We start from the raw sequence: 16,758 nt of genomic DNA, 5'->3' as shown, positions 1-16,758 counted from the left end.
TTTAATTGAGCCAAGGTTGCGAATACCAATAAAAGTAACCACGTTTGCTTAGTGATGGTGCAGTACAGTTGTAACGACTGCGGCCTCTGTTCACCGGTTTACTGGCTTTGACTTCAAAGGTATTTGCATCTAGCCAGACTGGCTCTAATACTTCAGATCCTGCATAGCAACGTAACTGTTGTGGCCTAAAATCGTCAATATTGAGTTTAAGTCTGAGCAATGGCGGGTTACTTGTAATCACTTGATTCGCTGAGAGGTAATCGGTGATCGGAAAGGCTAACGTGCGAAACTTTTGCCCAAGATCTTTCAAATCAGCATATTGACCGGCGGCAGGATAGCGTGGAATGCGAGTAAGTTTTGTCAGTGGGCCAATGGCACCAGATTGTTGACCAATACCAATAAAGCCAAGTTCTGCCACTAAGTTTTCTAGTGCATCGCTAAACTCACCGTAAGGGTACGCTAACCATTTATGGTGTTGTCCGGTTTCATCTTTGATGCGTTGTTCTGCTTGCAAAATACTGTTTTGCATCCGTTTTAACCAATCTGCTTCACTCTCGCCCTGTACTGGCCTTGCCATGTGTTCATGCCACATTGCATGATTAGCAACTAAGACGCCATCTTCAGACATTTTTTTAACTTGTTGCCACGTCAGTACCGGTCCGATGCGATCATCAATGGCCCCTGGGCTGATAAAAATGGTATAGGGATAGCCAAATTCTTGCAAAATAGGGTGTGCGGTGGTGAAGTTATTTTCGTAGCTATCGTCAAAGGTAATGACCACCGCGTTATCCGCAATAGGCTTACCTTCTTTCAGTTGGTTTATCAGCACATCTAAGCCAATAACCTCAAAATTGTTATCACGAAGATAGCGCAAATGTTCACGAAACTCTGCTGGCGTGACACTACTTACTCTGGGAGTATCTTCGGCAACATGATGGTAAATTAACATAACGGCGGCGTGGCCAGGCGATAACCACAGCATCACTATTAATAACAAAAGATAACGCATAAAAAAGCCCCGATTTAGCCAAATACGGGGCAGTTATACCATAGACCGGCGAAAAAATCTGCTTACAAAGCCTTAGCTCGCCTCACAAGCTGCATAGGCTTACATTAGTAGTAAGAATGCTCGCCGCGTTGATGTTCGGTGATATCTTTGACGCCAGTTAATTCACCCACAAAGCGATTTAATAGTTCTTTCTCAATGCCTTCTTTTAATGTCAGATCAACCTGAGAACAACCATTACAGCCACCGCCAAATTGCAAAATAGCTACGCCGCTGTCGGTGAGTTCCATCACGGATACTCGACCACCGTGATTAGCCAGTTGCGGATTGATTTCGCTGTCGATAACGTACTGTACGCGCTCCATTAAGGGAGCGTTGTCGTTTACCTTGCGTACCTTGGCGTTCGGCGCTTTTAGGGTAAGTTGCGAACCCATCTGATCGGTAACAAAATCGATTTCAGCGTCTACTAAGAAAGGCTTGCTTTCATCGTCGACTACCGCGTCAAAGCCGGTAAAGTGTAAACGGATATCGGTGTCTTCTACAGCATCAGCGGGACAATAAGATACGCCACACTCCGCTTGGGCCGTGCCTGGATTAACAACGAACACGCGAATGTTCGTGCCAGCCGGTTGCTTTTCTAGCAATTTGGCGAAGTGCGTTTGAGCCTGTTCAGAAATTGTGATCATAGTAGTACCTGACTAAATTACTAGGTTATGCCGTATAATACTCCTACTCATGCAGTGATGCCAGTCCCGCTTGAGTTTTGTGCTGCTTTCTGGCTAACTTAGCGGCAATTGGGGGAGAACAATGAAAAAACTGGCAATCTTTATTTTACTGTGTGGTATTTGGCAGGCTCATGCCGCTTACTTTAACGAAACGATGTCGTCAGATGTCCCTGCGCCTGAACAAGTATTGGGTTTTGCTGTGGGCGACTGGCATGCACGTCATGATCAAATTGAACGTTATTTTGCGTTATTAGCAGAGCAATCTGATCGTGCACAACTTGAAGCGATCGGCACCACACACGAGCAGCGACCGCTATTACAATTGGTGGTGTCGTCACCTGAAAACTTGGCGAGACTTGACGACATTCGGCAACAACATCTAGCACAAGTTCGCGGCAATCGTCAGGTAAGTGACGACAGCCCAGTGATTATTTGGTTAGGATATGGTGTACATGGTAATGAACCCAGTGCTGCTAACGCCGCCTTAGTATTGGCATATTACTTAACCGCGAGTAGTGATCCTGAGGTTCAGGAATGGCTGCAGCGTGCAATCATTTTAATTCAACCGAGTTTGAATCCCGATGGGCATGATCGATTTGCGATTTGGGCTAATATGCACCGTGGCCAGACGCCGGTAGCCGATCCACAACACAGAGAGCACATTGAACCTTGGCCTAATGGTCGGCCTAATCATTATTGGTTTGATTTGAATCGTGACTGGCTGTTATTACAGCATCCAGAGAGTCAGGCTAGGATTGCGCAATTTCATAAATGGCAGCCGAATATTGTGGGTGATTTTCATGAAATGGGCACCAATACCAGCTACTTCTTTCAACCGGGTATACCCAGTCGTAATTATCCCTTAACGCCAGAACGCAATTTTGAGCTAACGCGTATTCTGGCTGGTTTTCATGCGCAAGCGTTTGATCAACGTGGCCAATTATATTATACCGAAGAAAGCTTTGACGATTTTTATGTTGGTAAAGGTTCTACGTATCCGGATATCACCGGCAGTGTCGGGATTTTGTTTGAACAAGCCAGCAGCCGAGGGCATGTGCAAGAATCGATTAATGGTGTGCTGACGTTTGCTGCAACAATTAAAAATCAATTTGATGCCTCGTTATCAACTATCCGGGGCAGTGTGGCTAATCGTCAGGCGCTACTCGGTTATCAGCAGACATTTTTTCAAACCGCGGCTCAAGACGCACGAGCCGATCGTATTAAAGGGTATATTCTTACTGAAAACCAAGATAAAAGCCGCTTAGCTGAGCTTTTACAATTACTGGCACAGCATCAAATTGCGGTGTACCCGCTGATCCAAGATTGGCAATATGAACAAACGCAATTTCGAGCTGGGCAAAGCTACTATGTGCCGCTACAACAGGCGCAGTACCGTTTGTTAAAAGCCGCATTTAGTACTGATAAAACCTTTAATGACAATACTTTCTATGATGTGTCTGCTTGGACGCTGCCTTATGCCTATAACATCGACTTTACGACAGTGAATCGTGAGCCAGGCCGTGCTGCATCTGAGCAACCATGGCAATCGCAACCACTTCCTCGGCAAATGAGTCCACAGGCAGAGGGTTATGCTTATGTACTGAATTGGCAAGATCAAATGGCGCCTGTGGTGTTACAGGCGATGTTAGTTGAAGGACTAACTGTACGAGCGGCGCTAGGTGACTTTACTGGTACGACGCCACAGGGCAGCCGGAGTTTTAAAGCAGGTGCCATGGTGATACCCGCTGGTTTACAAGCGCATTCCGACTGGTTCTTCCGTTTGCAGAGAATTCACGAGCGTTTTAATTTACCTATTTATACGTTAACCACAGGCTTAACCAGTCGAGGCAGTGATTTAGGGAGTAATAATTTTATTCCCGTCCAATTACCACAGGTATTGCTGGTAGCAGGGCCAGGTGTGAACTCTACTGAAGCCGGTGAGGTATGGTATAACTTAGAACGCTTAGCTGGTATTTCACCCAGTTTAGTTGAACCTGAACGCATTAGTCGGATCAATCTAGCGCGATATACGCATATTATTTTACCCGATGGGGATTATCGTAGTTTCAAAGAAACTGAGATCAACGCCCTTAGAAATTGGGCGTCCCAAGGTGGTATATTATGGGGACATAAACGGGGTGCAGCCTGGTTAGTTGACGCAAAATTGTTGCAAGCCGGTGTCTGGTCTAGTCAAGAAATGAATAGACTGATTCCGCAACAAGATGTGGTTTATGCTGATAAAGAAGCGCTTGCTGGGAAGCAGCGTATAGCGGGGGCCATCTTCAATGCCGAACTTGATTTGAGCCATCCGTTGACATTTGGTATTCAGCGTAAAGATTTGCCCGTATTTAAAAATAGCAACATTCTCTTACAGCCGAGTTCATCGCCTTTTGTTAATGTGGCGTTATACAGCGGAGAGCCTCATCTTGCAGGCTATACCGCGCCCGAATATATTCCGCGTATTGCCCAAGGCGCTGTTTTGGTCGCACACAATTTAGGGCGGGGCCGTGTAATTGGTATGACAGATAATCCGGTGTTTCGTGGTTATTTTAAAGGTTCCAGTCGATTGCTTATTAACGCCATATACTTAGGGCAAGGGTTTAGTACGGTGCCTCAGCCTGAGGAATGATCAGCCTGAGGGGTAATGGCTAACGTCCATAAACTTAATGCGGTTACCCCTTGCTGTTTAAGAAGTCGCGCTAATTGGTTAGCCGTGGTCCCTGTGGTCACTACGTCATCGACTATAGCAATGTGTTTAGGCAAAACACTTGGCTTGCTAAGGCTGTAAACGCCAGCTAGATTTTGCTGGCGTTGCTGCCGATTCAAACCTACCTGACTAGGAGAATCTTTGTTACGTTTTAACTCGTGTAGTAAAGGAAGCTGCAAAAACGTTGCGGCGCACTCTGCTAACAGTTGAGCTTGATTAAAACCGCGTTTTCTTTGCTTTTTTGGGGTCATGGGGACATACATAATCGCATCGGGCAAGGGCAACTGACGCTGCTGATACTGTTGCAATAAGGCGATAAACAGCTGTTGCAATAATTCCCCCGCAAAGTGGTCGCCATGAAACTTCCAACGACGGATCCAATGCTGTAAAGGCAAGTGATACCAACCTACACTTAGCAGCCGTTCAAAAGCCGTATCTGTTAACCCAGCCCGTACAGCAGGCAACCAGAGTAGGTTATAATGGCAAAGTTCATACGGTAACTGTGGTAGTGCTTGCTGGCAATATGGGCATAATAACTGTTGATGATGATCGACAGGGAGCTGACACCATAAGCAAGGGGAAGGTAAACATTGCTGCCAGATCCAACGTAGTTGATTAAGTAGAGGCATACTAAAACCGTGTTTAAGGATAATGTGTTTAAAGGTATAAGATAAGCATGGCAGAGATGAAAAATTTTGCGCACTCTCCCTTGGTGTTATTACATGGCTGGGGGCTAAACAGTGGTGTTTGGCAAGGTATTCGCCCGTTCTTGGTTGAAAAATATACGTTGATCACTCCTGATTTACCAGGCTTTGGGCAACAGCGTATCTATCCTGAAGATTACACGTTAGCAGAAGTGACCGCACAATTAGCCGCGCAGATTCCGGATCAAAGTGTGGTGTGTGGTTGGTCGCTTGGGGGCTTATTATCAATCGCTTTGGCAACATACTATCCTGATAAAGTGGCTCGATTGGCCTTGTGTGCTGCATCGCCTTGCTTTTTAGCCGCCCCAGACTGGCCGGGTATGCAGCCGGCAATCTTAACGCAATTTGCGCACGCGCTTACGGATAATTTAGGTCAGACTATTCAGCGTTTTTTGGCTATTCAAGCGATGGGTTCTGAGCATGCGAAAGCGGATATCCAACAATTACGGCACGCGATTGCTGCTTATCCTTTACCTGAAAAACGTGCAGTTCAAGGTGCATTACGATTATTGGCAGAACAAGATCTGCGTAAGGCGTTAGCCGATCTAAAACAGCCCATTAGCGCGTGCTTTGGACGGTTAGACGCTTTAGTGCCTGCCGCGATTATTGCGCCGCTACAGCAATATCTGCCACAGGCCACGTTCACCGTATTTGATAAAGCGTCTCATGCACCGTTTATTTCCCATCCTGCAGACTTTGTTGCATGGTTAGAAAATGTGATTGCCGGCATCGATTAGCTTTCTTTTTTGCGATATCTGGTTAATAATTAGCCTAAGCGATAAGTAATGAAAGTGGAGTAAGACGATGCAAATACAATCTGCTTTTGCAGCAGGCATGCAAGGCCTGCAACGTGCGTCTGCCGGTATTACCGAAGAAGCCGTTAACATTAATCGACAAACACAACAAAATCGGAGCATTGAACAAACTGCTGCGGCGCAAGCCACGGCAGAACCGGCTGCAGCAGCGACGACGTCTCCTGCCCCTGTTGATATTAATCAATCACTACTCCGGTTGGAGCAGCAACAGCTACAAGGCCAAGCTAATGTCCGTTCATTACGTACAGCTGATGAGATGCTGGGCAGTATTATTGATGTTAGGGTGTAATGCGTTGGATTAACTGAATATGCAAATCACTTCGCACTATCCAAATGTTAGCCTGAATACGGCTAATCCGCCAACGGAGCAAGCGCGCCGCGATATGCAGCGTCGTGAGTTGGTGGAGCCGGTTCGTGATGCAGAAAAAGCCGCGTCTGAACGTGCTTTGAGTAGTGACGAACGCAGTCGAAATGCGGCTAGTGGCGTAGTGACGTTGTATGATAGCAGTGGCAGAGAAACGGAAACATCTCAGGCGATACGTGGGCGCGAAGATGATTCGCCTTCTGATCAGCAATCCTCACAACAGCAAGCTTCTGAACAACAAACTTCTGAGCAGCAATCCGCTGGCACTGAATCTGCTTCGCCACAAACCAGTGCCGAGCAACAAGCAGAAATTGATCAACAAGCTGACGCTGAGCAACAACAAATTCGCGAGTTACAGGCTCGAGATCAAGAGGTTAGAACGCACGAGCAGGCTCATGCTACGGTGGGCGGTCGTTATGCCGGTGCGCCAACCTATGAATATCAGCAAGGTCCTGATGGTCGTCGTTATGCGGTTGGCGGTGAGGTGCAGATTGATTTGGCGGCGATACCTGGCGATCCTCAAGCCACTATTCAAAAAATGCAGCAGGTAAAAGCTGCTGCGCTTGCGCCAGCGGAGCCGTCTTCGGCTGATCGTAGCATTGCTGCGGAGGCAACAAATCGTTTATTACAGGCCCAAGCCGAACTGATTGCGACTAAAACAGCACAACTTTCGCGGCCAACATCCGCCAAAGACGTTGCTAGCGTGGTTGCAGAACCGCAAACAGAGGCTATTGCACCCGCGATAAGTCGCCCAACCATTGATAGCCAGCTTTTTGATAATAGTATTGCGGGTATTGTTTTACCACAGCGTGAACGTTTAGAAAAATCTGCAATAATGCAACAGCGTAGCCAAGTGATTCAAGATTACTATCAACTTGCGACCGAACCGCGTGTTTCACAATACCTGCAACAAGCGTAAACAGACGCGTTTTGCCACTTTTGTTAAAATGTAACCTACTGCCGATATTCGCATCGGGCAGTAGGTATTGAGCGTTATTTTTTCAGTTTTGATAACGCCGCGGCAAAAGCATTACCCATAGCAGCGTTACTGGTTTCTAACACAGGTTTGTTAGCGACTTTAACAGCCTTTGCTGGTGTGTTGCGCTCAGTATGCTCACTACGTGGACTGGCTTGCTCGTCTAAACGCATGGTCAGGGCAATCCGTTTACGCGCTTGATCCACTTCCAATACCTTCACCTTAACAATGTCACCGGCTTTGACCACTTGGTGCGGATCGCTAATAAACTTATCTGCCAGCGACGAGATATGCACCAAACCATCCTGATGCACGCCAATATCCACAAAGGCGCCGAAGTTGGTCACATTGGTTACCACGCCTTCCAGTAGCATGCCAGGCTCTAGATCAGACAGTTTTTCGACACCTTCTTTAAAGGTCGCCATTTTAAACTCTGGTCGCGGATCCCGCCCAGGTTTATCCAGCTCTTTTAAGATATCGGCAATGGTTAGTAAACCAAAGTGCTCATCGACAAACTTAGCAGGTTCAACGTTATGCAGGAAGCTGCTGTTGCCAATAATTTGCTCCACGCTTTTTTGATGCGCAGCCAGAATTTTTTCTACCAGTGGGTAGGCTTCCGGGTGCACGCCAGATGCGTCCAGCGGATTTTTGCCATCATTAATCCGAAGAAAACCCGCTGCCTGTTCATAGGCTTTCGGGCCCAGTCGCGGAACCTTTAGCAGCTGTTTTCGTTCGGTAAAACGACCATGTTCATCGCGATACTGCACAATATTTTGGGCCAGTGTTTTGTTCAAACCGGCGACCCGAGCCAGCAACGCAGCAGAGGCGGTATTCAGATCAACCCCAACCGCGTTAACACAGTCTTCTACCACCGCGTCTAGCGACTTGGTTAACAAGCTTTGGTTAACATCATGCTGGTATTGGCCAACCCCAATTGCTTTCGGCTCTATCTTTACCAGCTCAGCTAAGGGATCTTGTAAGCGACGGCCAATAGAGACTGCACCGCGCAGCGACACATCTAGCTCTGGGAATTCTAGTGCGGCCAATTCTGATGCCGAGTACACCGACGCCCCAGCTTCTGACACCATAATTTTACTTAGCCGCTGCTGCGGTAAGGCTTTTAACACTTCGCCTGCCAGCTTATCGGTTTCGCGGGATGCGGTACCATTACCGACTGCAATTAACTCAATTTGATACTCTTTGCACAGTGCAATTAAAATGTGTAGTGCTCTATCCCACTGATTTTGCGGCTGGTGTGGATAAATCGTGGTGTAGTTAAGTAACTTGCCGGTTTCGTCTAGCGCCGTGACTTTTACCCCAGTGCGTAAGCCCGGATCTAGGGCCAGCGTGGGGCGCATGCCTGCTGGAGCAGACATCAATAAATCTTTTAAATTACGCGCAAACACATTAATTGCTTCTAAATCCGCGCGTTCGCGTAATTCATTCAGTAAATCGTTTTCTAAGCTAAGTTGTAATTTGACCTTCCAGGTCCATTGCACCACTGTGCGCAAAAATGCATCAGCCGGTCGGTCTAGTTGCCGAATAGCAAAATGCTCTGCCACCATCTGCTCGCAAATGGCATGCGGTTGTTCAGCGCTGGCATCTGGCACTAATTGTAGCTGTAAGATGCCTTCGTTGCGGCCGCGGAACATCGCTAGGGCACGGTGTGAGGGCACATTTTTCAGCAATTCGCTGTGTGAAAAATAGTCACTAAACTTGGCGCCTTCCGCCTCTTTTCCTGCCGCTACGGTGCTTTGCAATTGCGCATTTTGGCTTAAGTATTGTCTCAAGCGCGCCAGTAAGGTGGCATCTTCGGCAAACTGCTCCATTAAAATATACTTAGCACCCTCTAACACCGTTTTTGCATCGGTATAGCCGGCATCATTATTCACATACTCCAGCGCGGTTTGCTCGGGGTGCAGTAATGGATTGGTTAATAAAGCATGGGCTAAAGGTTGTATTCCCGCTTCAATGGCTAATTGCCCTTTAGTGCGTCTTTTGGTTTTGTAAGGAAGATATAAATCTTCCAGCCCTGTTTTATTGTCTGCGTTTAGGATCGCCTGCTCTAACGCCGGCGTCAGTTTGCCTTGTTCTGCGATGGTTTTTAAGATGACTTGGCGTCTATCCTCTAATTCGCGCAGATAGCTTAAGCGCTGATCTAAGGTGCGCAGTTGAGTATCATCCAGCGCACCGGTCACTTCTTTGCGGTAGCGGGCAATAAAAGGTACTGTAGCCCCTTCATCTAATAAGGCGATAGCAGCAGCGACCTGTTCGGGGCGGGCAGCAATTTCTGCAGCAATTTGCTTAACAATTATAGACATAATTTTTCCTGCTAACTGTCGGCATCTGGATAACGAATGTCCAGAATATACCAGTCTTTACTTCCTGAAGGTGTTTGCACCGTGGCCATATCGTCAACGTGCTTTTTTAACAGCGCGCGAGCCATCGGTGAATCAATAGAGATATAGTCATTGCGGCCATAAATTTCATCTGGGCCCACAATACGAAAGCGTAAGGTGTTGCCATCATCATCTTCTATTTTCACCCAAGCGCCAAAAAATACTCGGCCAGCCTGTTGGGGTGAATAGTCAACAATGGTTAAGTTTTCCAAGCGCTTGCGTAAAAAGCGTAAACGGCTATCAATTTGTCTTAGCAACCGTTTGTTATATTGGTAATCGGCATTCTCAGAACGATCGCCTAGGCTGGCAGCCCAGGTGACAATCTTGGTCACTTCGGGTCTTTTCTTGAACCAAAGTTCATCATGTTCACTTTTTAAGTTTTGATAGCCCTCGCGGGTAATCAAGAGCGTTTTACTGACAGGTTTGCTCACGATATGCTTTCGCTTAATGTGAAAAAGGGCAGAGCGCTTAATCGCGTCTTGGCTAATTGGCTGCTGATTATCAGCTATGTTAGCTGTAAACGTAAAGCTTTTTAGCCAACAGAGGAACTAAACACGCAAAATACGCGTTGCAAGATGTTTGGTGGAAAAAGCAACAGCGGCTACAGTATGAAAGGCCAATTTGCTAAAGGAGTAATACGATGAAAAAGATTGCTGTCAGTGTTGTGCTATTTGGTGTCATCAGTTTAGCGGGATGCAGTAGCACGGGATCTTTACCAGAACAGGTAAAAGTTGATCAGGAGTATGTTAAAGACGTTGAAAGAGCGTCGCGCCGCGCCAGTCATGCACCACGGATTTACTGGGTGAATCCGCCTGTAAAGAAAACGCCTAAAACAGAGGCACCAAGCCACTGAAAAACTTTGTAACATTCTTTGTCTAGCCGAATTAATGCAAAGCGATAATTTTCGTTTATAGTGACTTTAAAACCTGCACAAGGATAACGATATGGTCACCGAAACAACAAAAATTCTCGTAGTAGACGATGATTTACGTTTACGCGCTTTGCTAGAAAGGTATCTGGTCGAGCAGGGTTACCAAGTTCGTAGTGTGGCTAATTTTGAGCAAATGCTACGCTTGATGGAGCGAGAGCATTTTCATTTGTTGGTGCTCGACCTGATGTTACCAGGTGAAGATGGGTTATCTATTTGCCGTAAGTTACGTCAACAAGAAAACGATATACCAATTATTATGCTCACCGCAAAAGGCGATGAAGTGGATCGTATTATCGGCTTAGAAATGGGCGCAGATGATTATTTACCGAAACCTTTTAACCCAAGAGAATTATTAGCGCGCATTCGCGCAGTGTTAAGACGTAAAACCAAAGAAGCGCCGGGCGCACCCAGTCAGGAAGAAAGTATTGTGGCGTTTGGGCCATTTCGTTTTAATTTAGCAACCCGAGAAATGTATAAGGGTGAACAAGCTTTGCCGTTGACCAGCGGTGAATATGCTGTCTTAAAAGTGTTAGTGAGTCATCCACGAGAGCCATTGTCGCGTGACAAATTAATGAATCAGGCACGCGGTCGGGATTATTCAGCCATGGAACGCAGCATTGACGTACAGGTTTCGCGTTTACGCCGCATGTTGGAGGATGATGCCGCTAATCCCAGATATATCCAAACGGTATGGGGGCTAGGGTATGTGTTTGTGCCTGATGGTCGTTTAAATTAATGCGTTTCTTTCCGCGTAGTGCCTTTGGTCAAACGGTATTCTTAATTGGTATTTTACTGCTGATTAATCAATTGGTATCGTATTTTTCGGTCGCATTTTATGTCATTAAGCCCAGTACACAGCAGATAAGCCACTTAATTGCGCGGCAGGTTAATTTGGTGTTGCCTCAAGCCACGCTCTCTTTAGCAGAACAGGCAGTTGTGTCTGCCCATGTTAAACAGATTACTGGAACCCAATTACTGACCGAGGCACAAGCATTGAGCGCGGGTTTAGCGAATGCGAGTTTTTACAGTTATTTTTCGCAACAAATGTCACAAGAACTCCAACTTGATGCTGAGGTGCGGATTGCACAAACCGATAACTTTGTATTTTGGGTCCGTGCGAGTAGCGCTCCAGAGTATTGGGTGCGTGTGCCGCTAGCAGGATTAGAAGAAACCAGCTTTCCATTGTTAACTTTTTATTTGCTAATGATAGGTGTGTTAAGTGTCATTGGCGGTTGGTTGATGGCACGGCATTTAAATCGGCCCTTACAAAGTTTGCAACAAGCAGCGATTCAAGTCGGGCGGGGCGAATTTCCGCCTCCTTTATCTGAAAATACTATTGCGACTGAAATGACGGCGGTAACAAAAGCGTTTAATTATATGGCGAGCGGGATCCGGCAATTAGAGCAAGATCGCGCGCTGCTGATGGCGGGCGTCTCTCATGATTTACGTACCCCACTGACGCGGATCCGCTTAGCCTCAGAGATGATGACAGAGCCTGACAGTTGGATCCGAGAGGGGATCATTAATGACATTGATGACATGAATGCCATTATTGATCAATTTATTGATTATTTACGTCATCATAAACAAGAAGAGCTGCAACAACTCAATATCAACGATTTAATTGATGAAACCGTGCAAGCTGAGCAAGTACAACAACGCGAGTTAATAACACGTTTGGATCCGCAGTTACCGCTGATCAGCTGTCGGCGCATTGCGATGAAACGCGTACTTAATAATGTATTGGAAAATGCCTTGCGTTACAGTGATGGCGCTTTGGAAATTAGCAGTGGCTATGAGCGTAATCAGAAACGCATCTATATTGAAGTGCGGGATCATGGCCCAGGCATACCCGAGCATAAAATGCAGGCCATGTTTACGCCTTTTGTGCAAGGTGATGAAGCTCGCGGTAGTGGAGGGTCCGGATTAGGCTTAGCCATTATCAAGAAAATTGTGGATACGCATCAAGGTGAAATTCGGTTACATAATCATGCTCATGGCGGATTAGTTGTTACCGTGTGGCTACCCGTTAAAATGATGGCTTAATGAATACGTGGTTTTTTATTTAGAAACGTCAAGATTTGTCAATTTGGCTTGACGTTTTTTTACGTAAGTTTCATAACCGTTATGCATGTTAATGCACTTTAAATGATTACATTTAGAAAAAAAAATGGTAAACACTCTAAATGAGGCAAGAATGTCCTCAACATTACTGACTCTCACGGTAATGCAGGGTGTGATTTTACTGTAAAAATTGTACCCATCGCTCGGATAATAATCTGTAATTTAAAGCAGACTAAGCAATAACCGAGCAAAATATTATAATCTGGAAGGAGTAACACCTTGGTGAACATGAAAAAAACCTTACTTGCCTCGGCAGTAGGCATTGCGCTTTCAACATCCGCTATTGCAGGTGTAGAACAATTTAGAGCTGCTCAAGGACAAAGCGTCCATGAGATTATGTCGAATCAAACTGCTGTTGAGCTAGATGAACAAGCTGAAAAGCCGAGTGCTTGGTTAGTATTATTAAATGCCCCTGCCTCAAGTGACGCGTTTCAAGGCGAAGAATTTAATCAGCAGTTGGCGGCACAACATATTGCCACTGCTGAAACATTGCAGCAGGAAGTGACATTTGAATTAATGTCAGTAGATGCGGATGCAGAAGTATTATTAGCGACTAAACATCTGGCAGCCGGTTTAGTGATTAATGCTTCGGCAGAAGCGTTAGCTGCGCTTCGTCAACACAGTGCAGTTAAAAATATCCTGCCTGTTTATGACAGTAAACCAATGGTTGCAGCGAGTGCGGAGTATATTCGCGCAGTTCAAACCGTGACCTCAGGTAAAGCCACGGGTGAAGGTATTCGGGTTGCCATTTTAGACTCTGGCGTGGATTACACCCATAAATTACTTGGTGGTCCAGGAACAGCTGAAGCCTACGCTGCGGCATTAGCAGATCAAACTAATCCACCAGCATGGCCAATTGGACAGATAGTTGGCGGGTTTGACTTTTTAAGAAATGATCCTAACCCCATTGACGATGTTCGCCTTGCTGGTGCAGGACATGGTACCTCTGTTGCTAACTCTGTATCTGGAGTGGCGCCAAAAGTTGCGTTTTATGCTTACACGGTGTGTACAAACACTTGTCCGGGCCTAGCTCAACTGCGTGCTTTAGAAGCTTCCATGGATCCTAATGGTGATGGAAATTTAGAAGATCGTGTCGATATTATTAATATGTCATTGGGTGGCCAGTTTGGTTCTACTCAAGCTATGTCAGGGACGCAATTTTTAATTCAGCGTGCCGTTAAGCTGGGTACTAATATGGTTATCTCTGCAGGTAACGATGGTAATGTACCATTTCGTGTTGGCGGTCCTAGTACTACGCCAAATGCGCTTTCTGTGGGTGCTATGACACACCCTACTGCGGCAATTGGTCTTTTTGAAAGCACTGTGATTGATGGTGCTGATGCTGTGATGACGGCATCTGCTTTTAACCGCAGTTTTGATTTTGCGTTTAGTTCTACTACAACACCTTTAGTTGTTATTCCAGGAGAATATACTGCGTGTAATCCATTAGCAGAAACTGTGGATTTAACCGGTAAAGCGGTGTTGGTATCTCGTGGTGTATGTGGTTTTGCTCAAAAGGTTAAGGTAGCGCAACAACGTGGTGCGGCTTTTGTCATTATTGCTAACAGTAACCCGGGCGAAGCGCCTATCGTGGCAGGTGGCGATGATCCAGAATTGACCATTCCTTCTGTAATGATCACTAAAGAAGTTGGCGATGCTATTAAAGCCAAGCTAGATGCTGGTGACACGGTTGCTTATAACATTAGATCAGTGGCTAGATCAGGGGCTGGTGGTATCGCGAACTTTACTTCACGCGGTCCTTCTATGGATGGTTTGTTAAAACCAGAAATCACGGCACCAGGTGAAGCTATTGATGTTGCTCGCGTTGGTACGGCTACAGGTACTGCAAAAGTAAACGGGACGTCTTTCTCTGGCCCAATTACTGCAGGTGCAGTTGCATTACTTAGAGGTGCCTTGCCAGATCGTAGTGCATTAGAGATTAAAGCTACACTGATGAACTCGGCTAACCTAACTGTCCATCGTCAACCGTTAGGTATCAACCCAGAAGCCAAATTGGCGTCTATCAGCCAAATCGGTGCCGGTTTAGTTGATGTGGAAAAAGCTGTTAACCTGCCAGTGGCAGCGTGGGTAAATGAAGCTAAGTTTGATACCAGCCAGGCAGCGTTGTCTTTTGGTCTGAATTCACTTGATAAAGTTACCAGCATGACTAAACGTGTCACGCTGAAAAACTTTAGCAACAGTGCTAAAACCTATAATCTGCGTATTCAAGATCGTTATGCAGATAAAACGGCTACAGGTGCTTTAAGCTGGAATTTCCCTGCTACTGTAATGGTACCTGCTAAGCAAACTATAGAGTTTGATGTAGCATTAACAGTTGATCCATCTAAACTTCCAGAATTCGTATTACGAAATGGCGTTTTTTATGAGCCGCTTGAAGCTGCTGCTCAAATGGATAATGTAGAATTTGATGGTGCGCTGATTTTCAACGATCCAAGCACGAGCTCAGATCACGATTTACATTTAGTGTATCACGTTATCCCCAAACCTGTAGGTAAGCTAGCCCTTTCAGGTGAGCTGGTTGATGGTAAAGTGGCTACGAAAGTAACTAATACCGGTGTTATTGCCGTTGAGCCATTCGCTTCTACATTGGTTGCTACTTCCCCAGCAAATCCAAACATTAGCCCAACGCATGACATTCGTGCTATTACTTTCGATGTAGCCGAAGCTGAATTCTGTGCATCAGGATATGCTATTTATCCAACTATTCACTTAGGTGACGGCGTAACGCATTTACTGCAGGGTAACTATTCTGTTGATATTGACGTGAACAACGATGGTATTTATAACCATACGATGAATACGTTATTACTAACACGTTTAGGCCCAACATATGCTGCGAGTCCAGGTGTCATGGTGTCATTCAATACGACCTTTGGTACTACCAGTGGTTTCTTTGGTGATGTATTCCACTATGCGGGCAGCAAGCAAGTGATGTTGGAATCGTGTTTTAATCATGTTGGCTTAACAGCCGCAGATTTAGGCCGCACGATTACAGCGCGGTTCCGTACGAATCCTGACTCGTTCTCATTAACCTATAATCCTGCGTTAACGGCTGATCAGGTTACTGCTTCAGTACGCTTATTACCATCACCTGCGGTAACATTCAGCAGCGTTGCTGTTCCTAGCCAAGGCCCTGCTGCTGAAGGTGAAACAGATACTGCTGTTACAAGTTTTGCTCCAGGTGAGTCGGCTTTCTTACAGCGTCCTGTAGGTGATAATCGTAGCTTTGTATTGTTATCAGCAGAAGCTGAAGCAGCCGCTGTAGCGGATTACTCAGCGCAATTACAACAACCTACAGTGGCGGCCTCTCAGGTCTTCAGTGTGAATGAAAATGCGGCAGTGGGTACGGTTATTGGCCAAATTACCGCTACTAGTGATTTCAGAACAGCGATTACCGAATATGTGGTGTTGGGCAGTTCAACCGCTGCCATTTCGGTAAATGCAATGGGACAGATTGTTGTTGCTGATACAGCGGCGCTAAACTTTGAAGCGGGCATGGTTAAAGCTACGTTTGAGGTTGCGGCGTTAGACAGTGCGGCTCAAGTCTCAGCCCCAGTAACAGTGACGGTGAATATTAACAATATTCCAGATGAAGTTCCTGTTGTTACGGCGACAGTGACTACTGCATCTGTAGCATCAGGTACTGCTGCTGGAACAGCGTTAGGGACTGTTACTGTGCAAGTTAGAGAAGCTGGCGCAACGTTAAGCTCAGTGACCACGAACAATCCGTTATTTGCGGTACAAAACGGTCAGTTGATTTTAACGCGTTCACCTGGTCGTGATGATGCTAAAGCACATAACATTACGTTAACTGCTCGCGATTCCGCCGGTTTACAAGCGACTGCGACAGCTAATGTTACTGTGACACATAAGAGCTCAGGTGGTAGCTTCGGGTTATTCGGTTTACTGTTAGTGCCGGTATTAATGTTACGCCGTCGCTTCAACAAAAAAGCCTAATATCCTCACACGTGGATGAAAAAAAGCCT

At 46.0% G+C, this 16,758-nt stretch carries 13 protein-coding genes; 8 read left to right on the top strand and 5 right to left on the bottom strand.

The genetic code is table 11. The annotated features are described in order from the left end of the window. Position 1: 1 nt before the first annotated feature. Both IE070_RS13210 and nfuA read right to left on the bottom strand, forming a co-directional pair. A complete protein-coding gene (locus tag IE070_RS13210) occupies positions 2 to 1,009 on the bottom strand; it encodes a polysaccharide deacetylase family protein (protein ID WP_189483668.1) in 1,008 nt (335 codons plus the stop codon). A gap of 104 nt (positions 1,010 to 1,113) precedes the next feature. Continuing rightward, positions 1,114 to 1,692: a Fe-S biogenesis protein NfuA gene (gene nfuA / locus IE070_RS13205; protein ID WP_189483667.1), complete on the bottom strand. Its 579-nt coding sequence runs from the start codon at positions 1,690 to 1,692 to the stop codon at positions 1,114 to 1,116. Between the two features lie 121 nt (positions 1,693 to 1,813). Between nfuA and IE070_RS13200 the strand changes: the two genes are divergently transcribed. Then, positions 1,814 to 4,360 carry a M14 family zinc carboxypeptidase gene (locus tag IE070_RS13200; protein ID WP_189483666.1) on the top strand — a complete coding sequence of 849 codons (2,547 nt, stop codon included), beginning with the start codon at positions 1,814 to 1,816 and terminating at the stop codon, positions 4,358 to 4,360. Here the strand turns inward: IE070_RS13200 and IE070_RS13195 are convergent. After that, the gene (locus IE070_RS13195; protein ID WP_189483665.1) at positions 4,345 to 5,067 is read right to left on the bottom strand and encodes a ComF family protein; all 723 of its coding nucleotides are present in this window, start codon (positions 5,065 to 5,067) and stop codon (positions 4,345 to 4,347) included. The two genes, IE070_RS13200 and IE070_RS13195, sit on opposite strands and share 16 nt — an antisense overlap. Positions 5,068 to 5,114: 47 nt before the next feature. On the opposite strand from IE070_RS13195, the gene bioH reads away from it, so the two are divergent. From bioH to IE070_RS13180, 3 genes are all read left to right on the top strand, one after another. After that, positions 5,115 to 5,879: a pimeloyl-ACP methyl ester esterase BioH gene (gene bioH, locus IE070_RS13190; RefSeq protein WP_189483664.1), complete on the top strand. Its 765-nt coding sequence runs from the start codon at positions 5,115 to 5,117 to the stop codon at positions 5,877 to 5,879. A gap of 67 nt (positions 5,880 to 5,946) precedes the next feature. Next, the gene (locus IE070_RS13185) at positions 5,947 to 6,246 is read left to right on the top strand and encodes a hypothetical protein (protein ID WP_189483663.1); all 300 of its coding nucleotides are present in this window, start codon (positions 5,947 to 5,949) and stop codon (positions 6,244 to 6,246) included. A 19-nt stretch (positions 6,247 to 6,265) separates the two neighbouring features. Continuing rightward, entirely contained in the window at positions 6,266 to 7,240 is a 975-nt protein-coding gene (locus tag IE070_RS13180; protein ID WP_189483662.1) for a putative metalloprotease CJM1_0395 family protein, read from the top strand. A gap of 74 nt (positions 7,241 to 7,314) precedes the next feature. Here the strand turns inward: IE070_RS13180 and IE070_RS13175 are convergent, their stop codons facing one another. Then, positions 7,315 to 9,618 carry a Tex family protein gene (locus tag IE070_RS13175; RefSeq protein ID WP_189483661.1) on the bottom strand — a complete coding sequence of 768 codons (2,304 nt, stop codon included), beginning with the start codon at positions 9,616 to 9,618 and terminating at the stop codon, positions 7,315 to 7,317. 11 nt (positions 9,619 to 9,629) lie between these two features. Next, positions 9,630 to 10,127 carry a transcription elongation factor GreB gene (gene greB / locus IE070_RS13170; protein ID WP_189483660.1) on the bottom strand — a complete coding sequence of 166 codons (498 nt, stop codon included), beginning with the start codon at positions 10,125 to 10,127 and terminating at the stop codon, positions 9,630 to 9,632. A 209-nt stretch (positions 10,128 to 10,336) separates the two neighbouring features. Between greB and IE070_RS13165 the strand changes: the two genes are divergently transcribed. The 4 genes from IE070_RS13165 (at position 10,337) to IE070_RS13150 (ending at position 16,729) form a co-directional block, all read left to right on the top strand. After that, entirely contained in the window at positions 10,337 to 10,549 is a 213-nt protein-coding gene (locus IE070_RS13165) for a hypothetical protein (RefSeq protein ID WP_189483659.1), read from the top strand. Positions 10,550 to 10,640: 91 nt separating this feature from the next. Continuing rightward, positions 10,641 to 11,363 carry an osmolarity response regulator transcription factor OmpR gene (ompR, locus tag IE070_RS13160; RefSeq protein WP_189483658.1) on the top strand — a complete coding sequence of 241 codons (723 nt, stop codon included), beginning with the start codon at positions 10,641 to 10,643 and terminating at the stop codon, positions 11,361 to 11,363. Further along, positions 11,363 to 12,673, top strand: a complete 1,311-nt coding sequence (gene envZ / locus IE070_RS13155; protein WP_189483657.1) for a two-component system sensor histidine kinase EnvZ — start codon at positions 11,363 to 11,365, stop codon at positions 12,671 to 12,673. Before ompR ends, envZ begins: the two co-directional genes overlap by 1 nt. Positions 12,674 to 12,979: 306 nt before the next feature. After that, on the top strand, positions 12,980 to 16,729 hold the full coding sequence (locus IE070_RS13150) for a S8 family serine peptidase (RefSeq protein WP_189483755.1): 3,750 nt from the start codon (positions 12,980 to 12,982) through the stop codon (positions 16,727 to 16,729). Positions 16,730 to 16,758: the final 29 nt, after the last annotated feature.

The organism is Alishewanella tabrizica (assembly GCF_014652375.1).
GTDB lineage: Bacteria > Pseudomonadota > Gammaproteobacteria > Enterobacterales > Alteromonadaceae > Alishewanella > Alishewanella tabrizica.
The sequence above is the reverse complement of the archived record's forward strand: the minus strand, read 5'-3'. Positions and strand labels throughout refer to the sequence as shown.

What these genes read in the sequence shown, in the direction of transcription:
- IE070_RS13180 (WP_189483662.1), top strand. Translation starts at nt 6,266, where the DNA reads ATGCAAATCACTTCGCACTATCCAAATGTTAGCCTGAATACGGCTAAT.
- IE070_RS13210 (WP_189483668.1), bottom strand. Translation starts at nt 1,009, where the DNA reads ATGCGTTATCTTTTGTTATTAATAGTGATGCTGTGGTTATCGCCTGGC.
- ompR (WP_189483658.1), top strand. Translation starts at nt 10,641, where the DNA reads ATGGTCACCGAAACAACAAAAATTCTCGTAGTAGACGATGATTTACGT.
- IE070_RS13195 (WP_189483665.1), bottom strand. Translation starts at nt 5,067, where the DNA reads ATGCCTCTACTTAATCAACTACGTTGGATCTGGCAGCAATGTTTACCT.
- IE070_RS13175 (WP_189483661.1), bottom strand. Translation starts at nt 9,618, where the DNA reads ATGTCTATAATTGTTAAGCAAATTGCTGCAGAAATTGCTGCCCGCCCC.
- IE070_RS13150 (WP_189483755.1), top strand. Translation starts at nt 12,980, where the DNA reads ATGAAAAAAACCTTACTTGCCTCGGCAGTAGGCATTGCGCTTTCAACA.
- envZ (WP_189483657.1), top strand. Translation starts at nt 11,363, where the DNA reads ATGCGTTTCTTTCCGCGTAGTGCCTTTGGTCAAACGGTATTCTTAATT.
- bioH (WP_189483664.1), top strand. Translation starts at nt 5,115, where the DNA reads ATGGCAGAGATGAAAAATTTTGCGCACTCTCCCTTGGTGTTATTACAT.
- IE070_RS13185 (WP_189483663.1), top strand. Translation starts at nt 5,947, where the DNA reads ATGCAAATACAATCTGCTTTTGCAGCAGGCATGCAAGGCCTGCAACGT.
- nfuA (WP_189483667.1), bottom strand. Translation starts at nt 1,692, where the DNA reads ATGATCACAATTTCTGAACAGGCTCAAACGCACTTCGCCAAATTGCTA.
- IE070_RS13165 (WP_189483659.1), top strand. Translation starts at nt 10,337, where the DNA reads ATGAAAAAGATTGCTGTCAGTGTTGTGCTATTTGGTGTCATCAGTTTA.
- IE070_RS13200 (WP_189483666.1), top strand. Translation starts at nt 1,814, where the DNA reads ATGAAAAAACTGGCAATCTTTATTTTACTGTGTGGTATTTGGCAGGCT.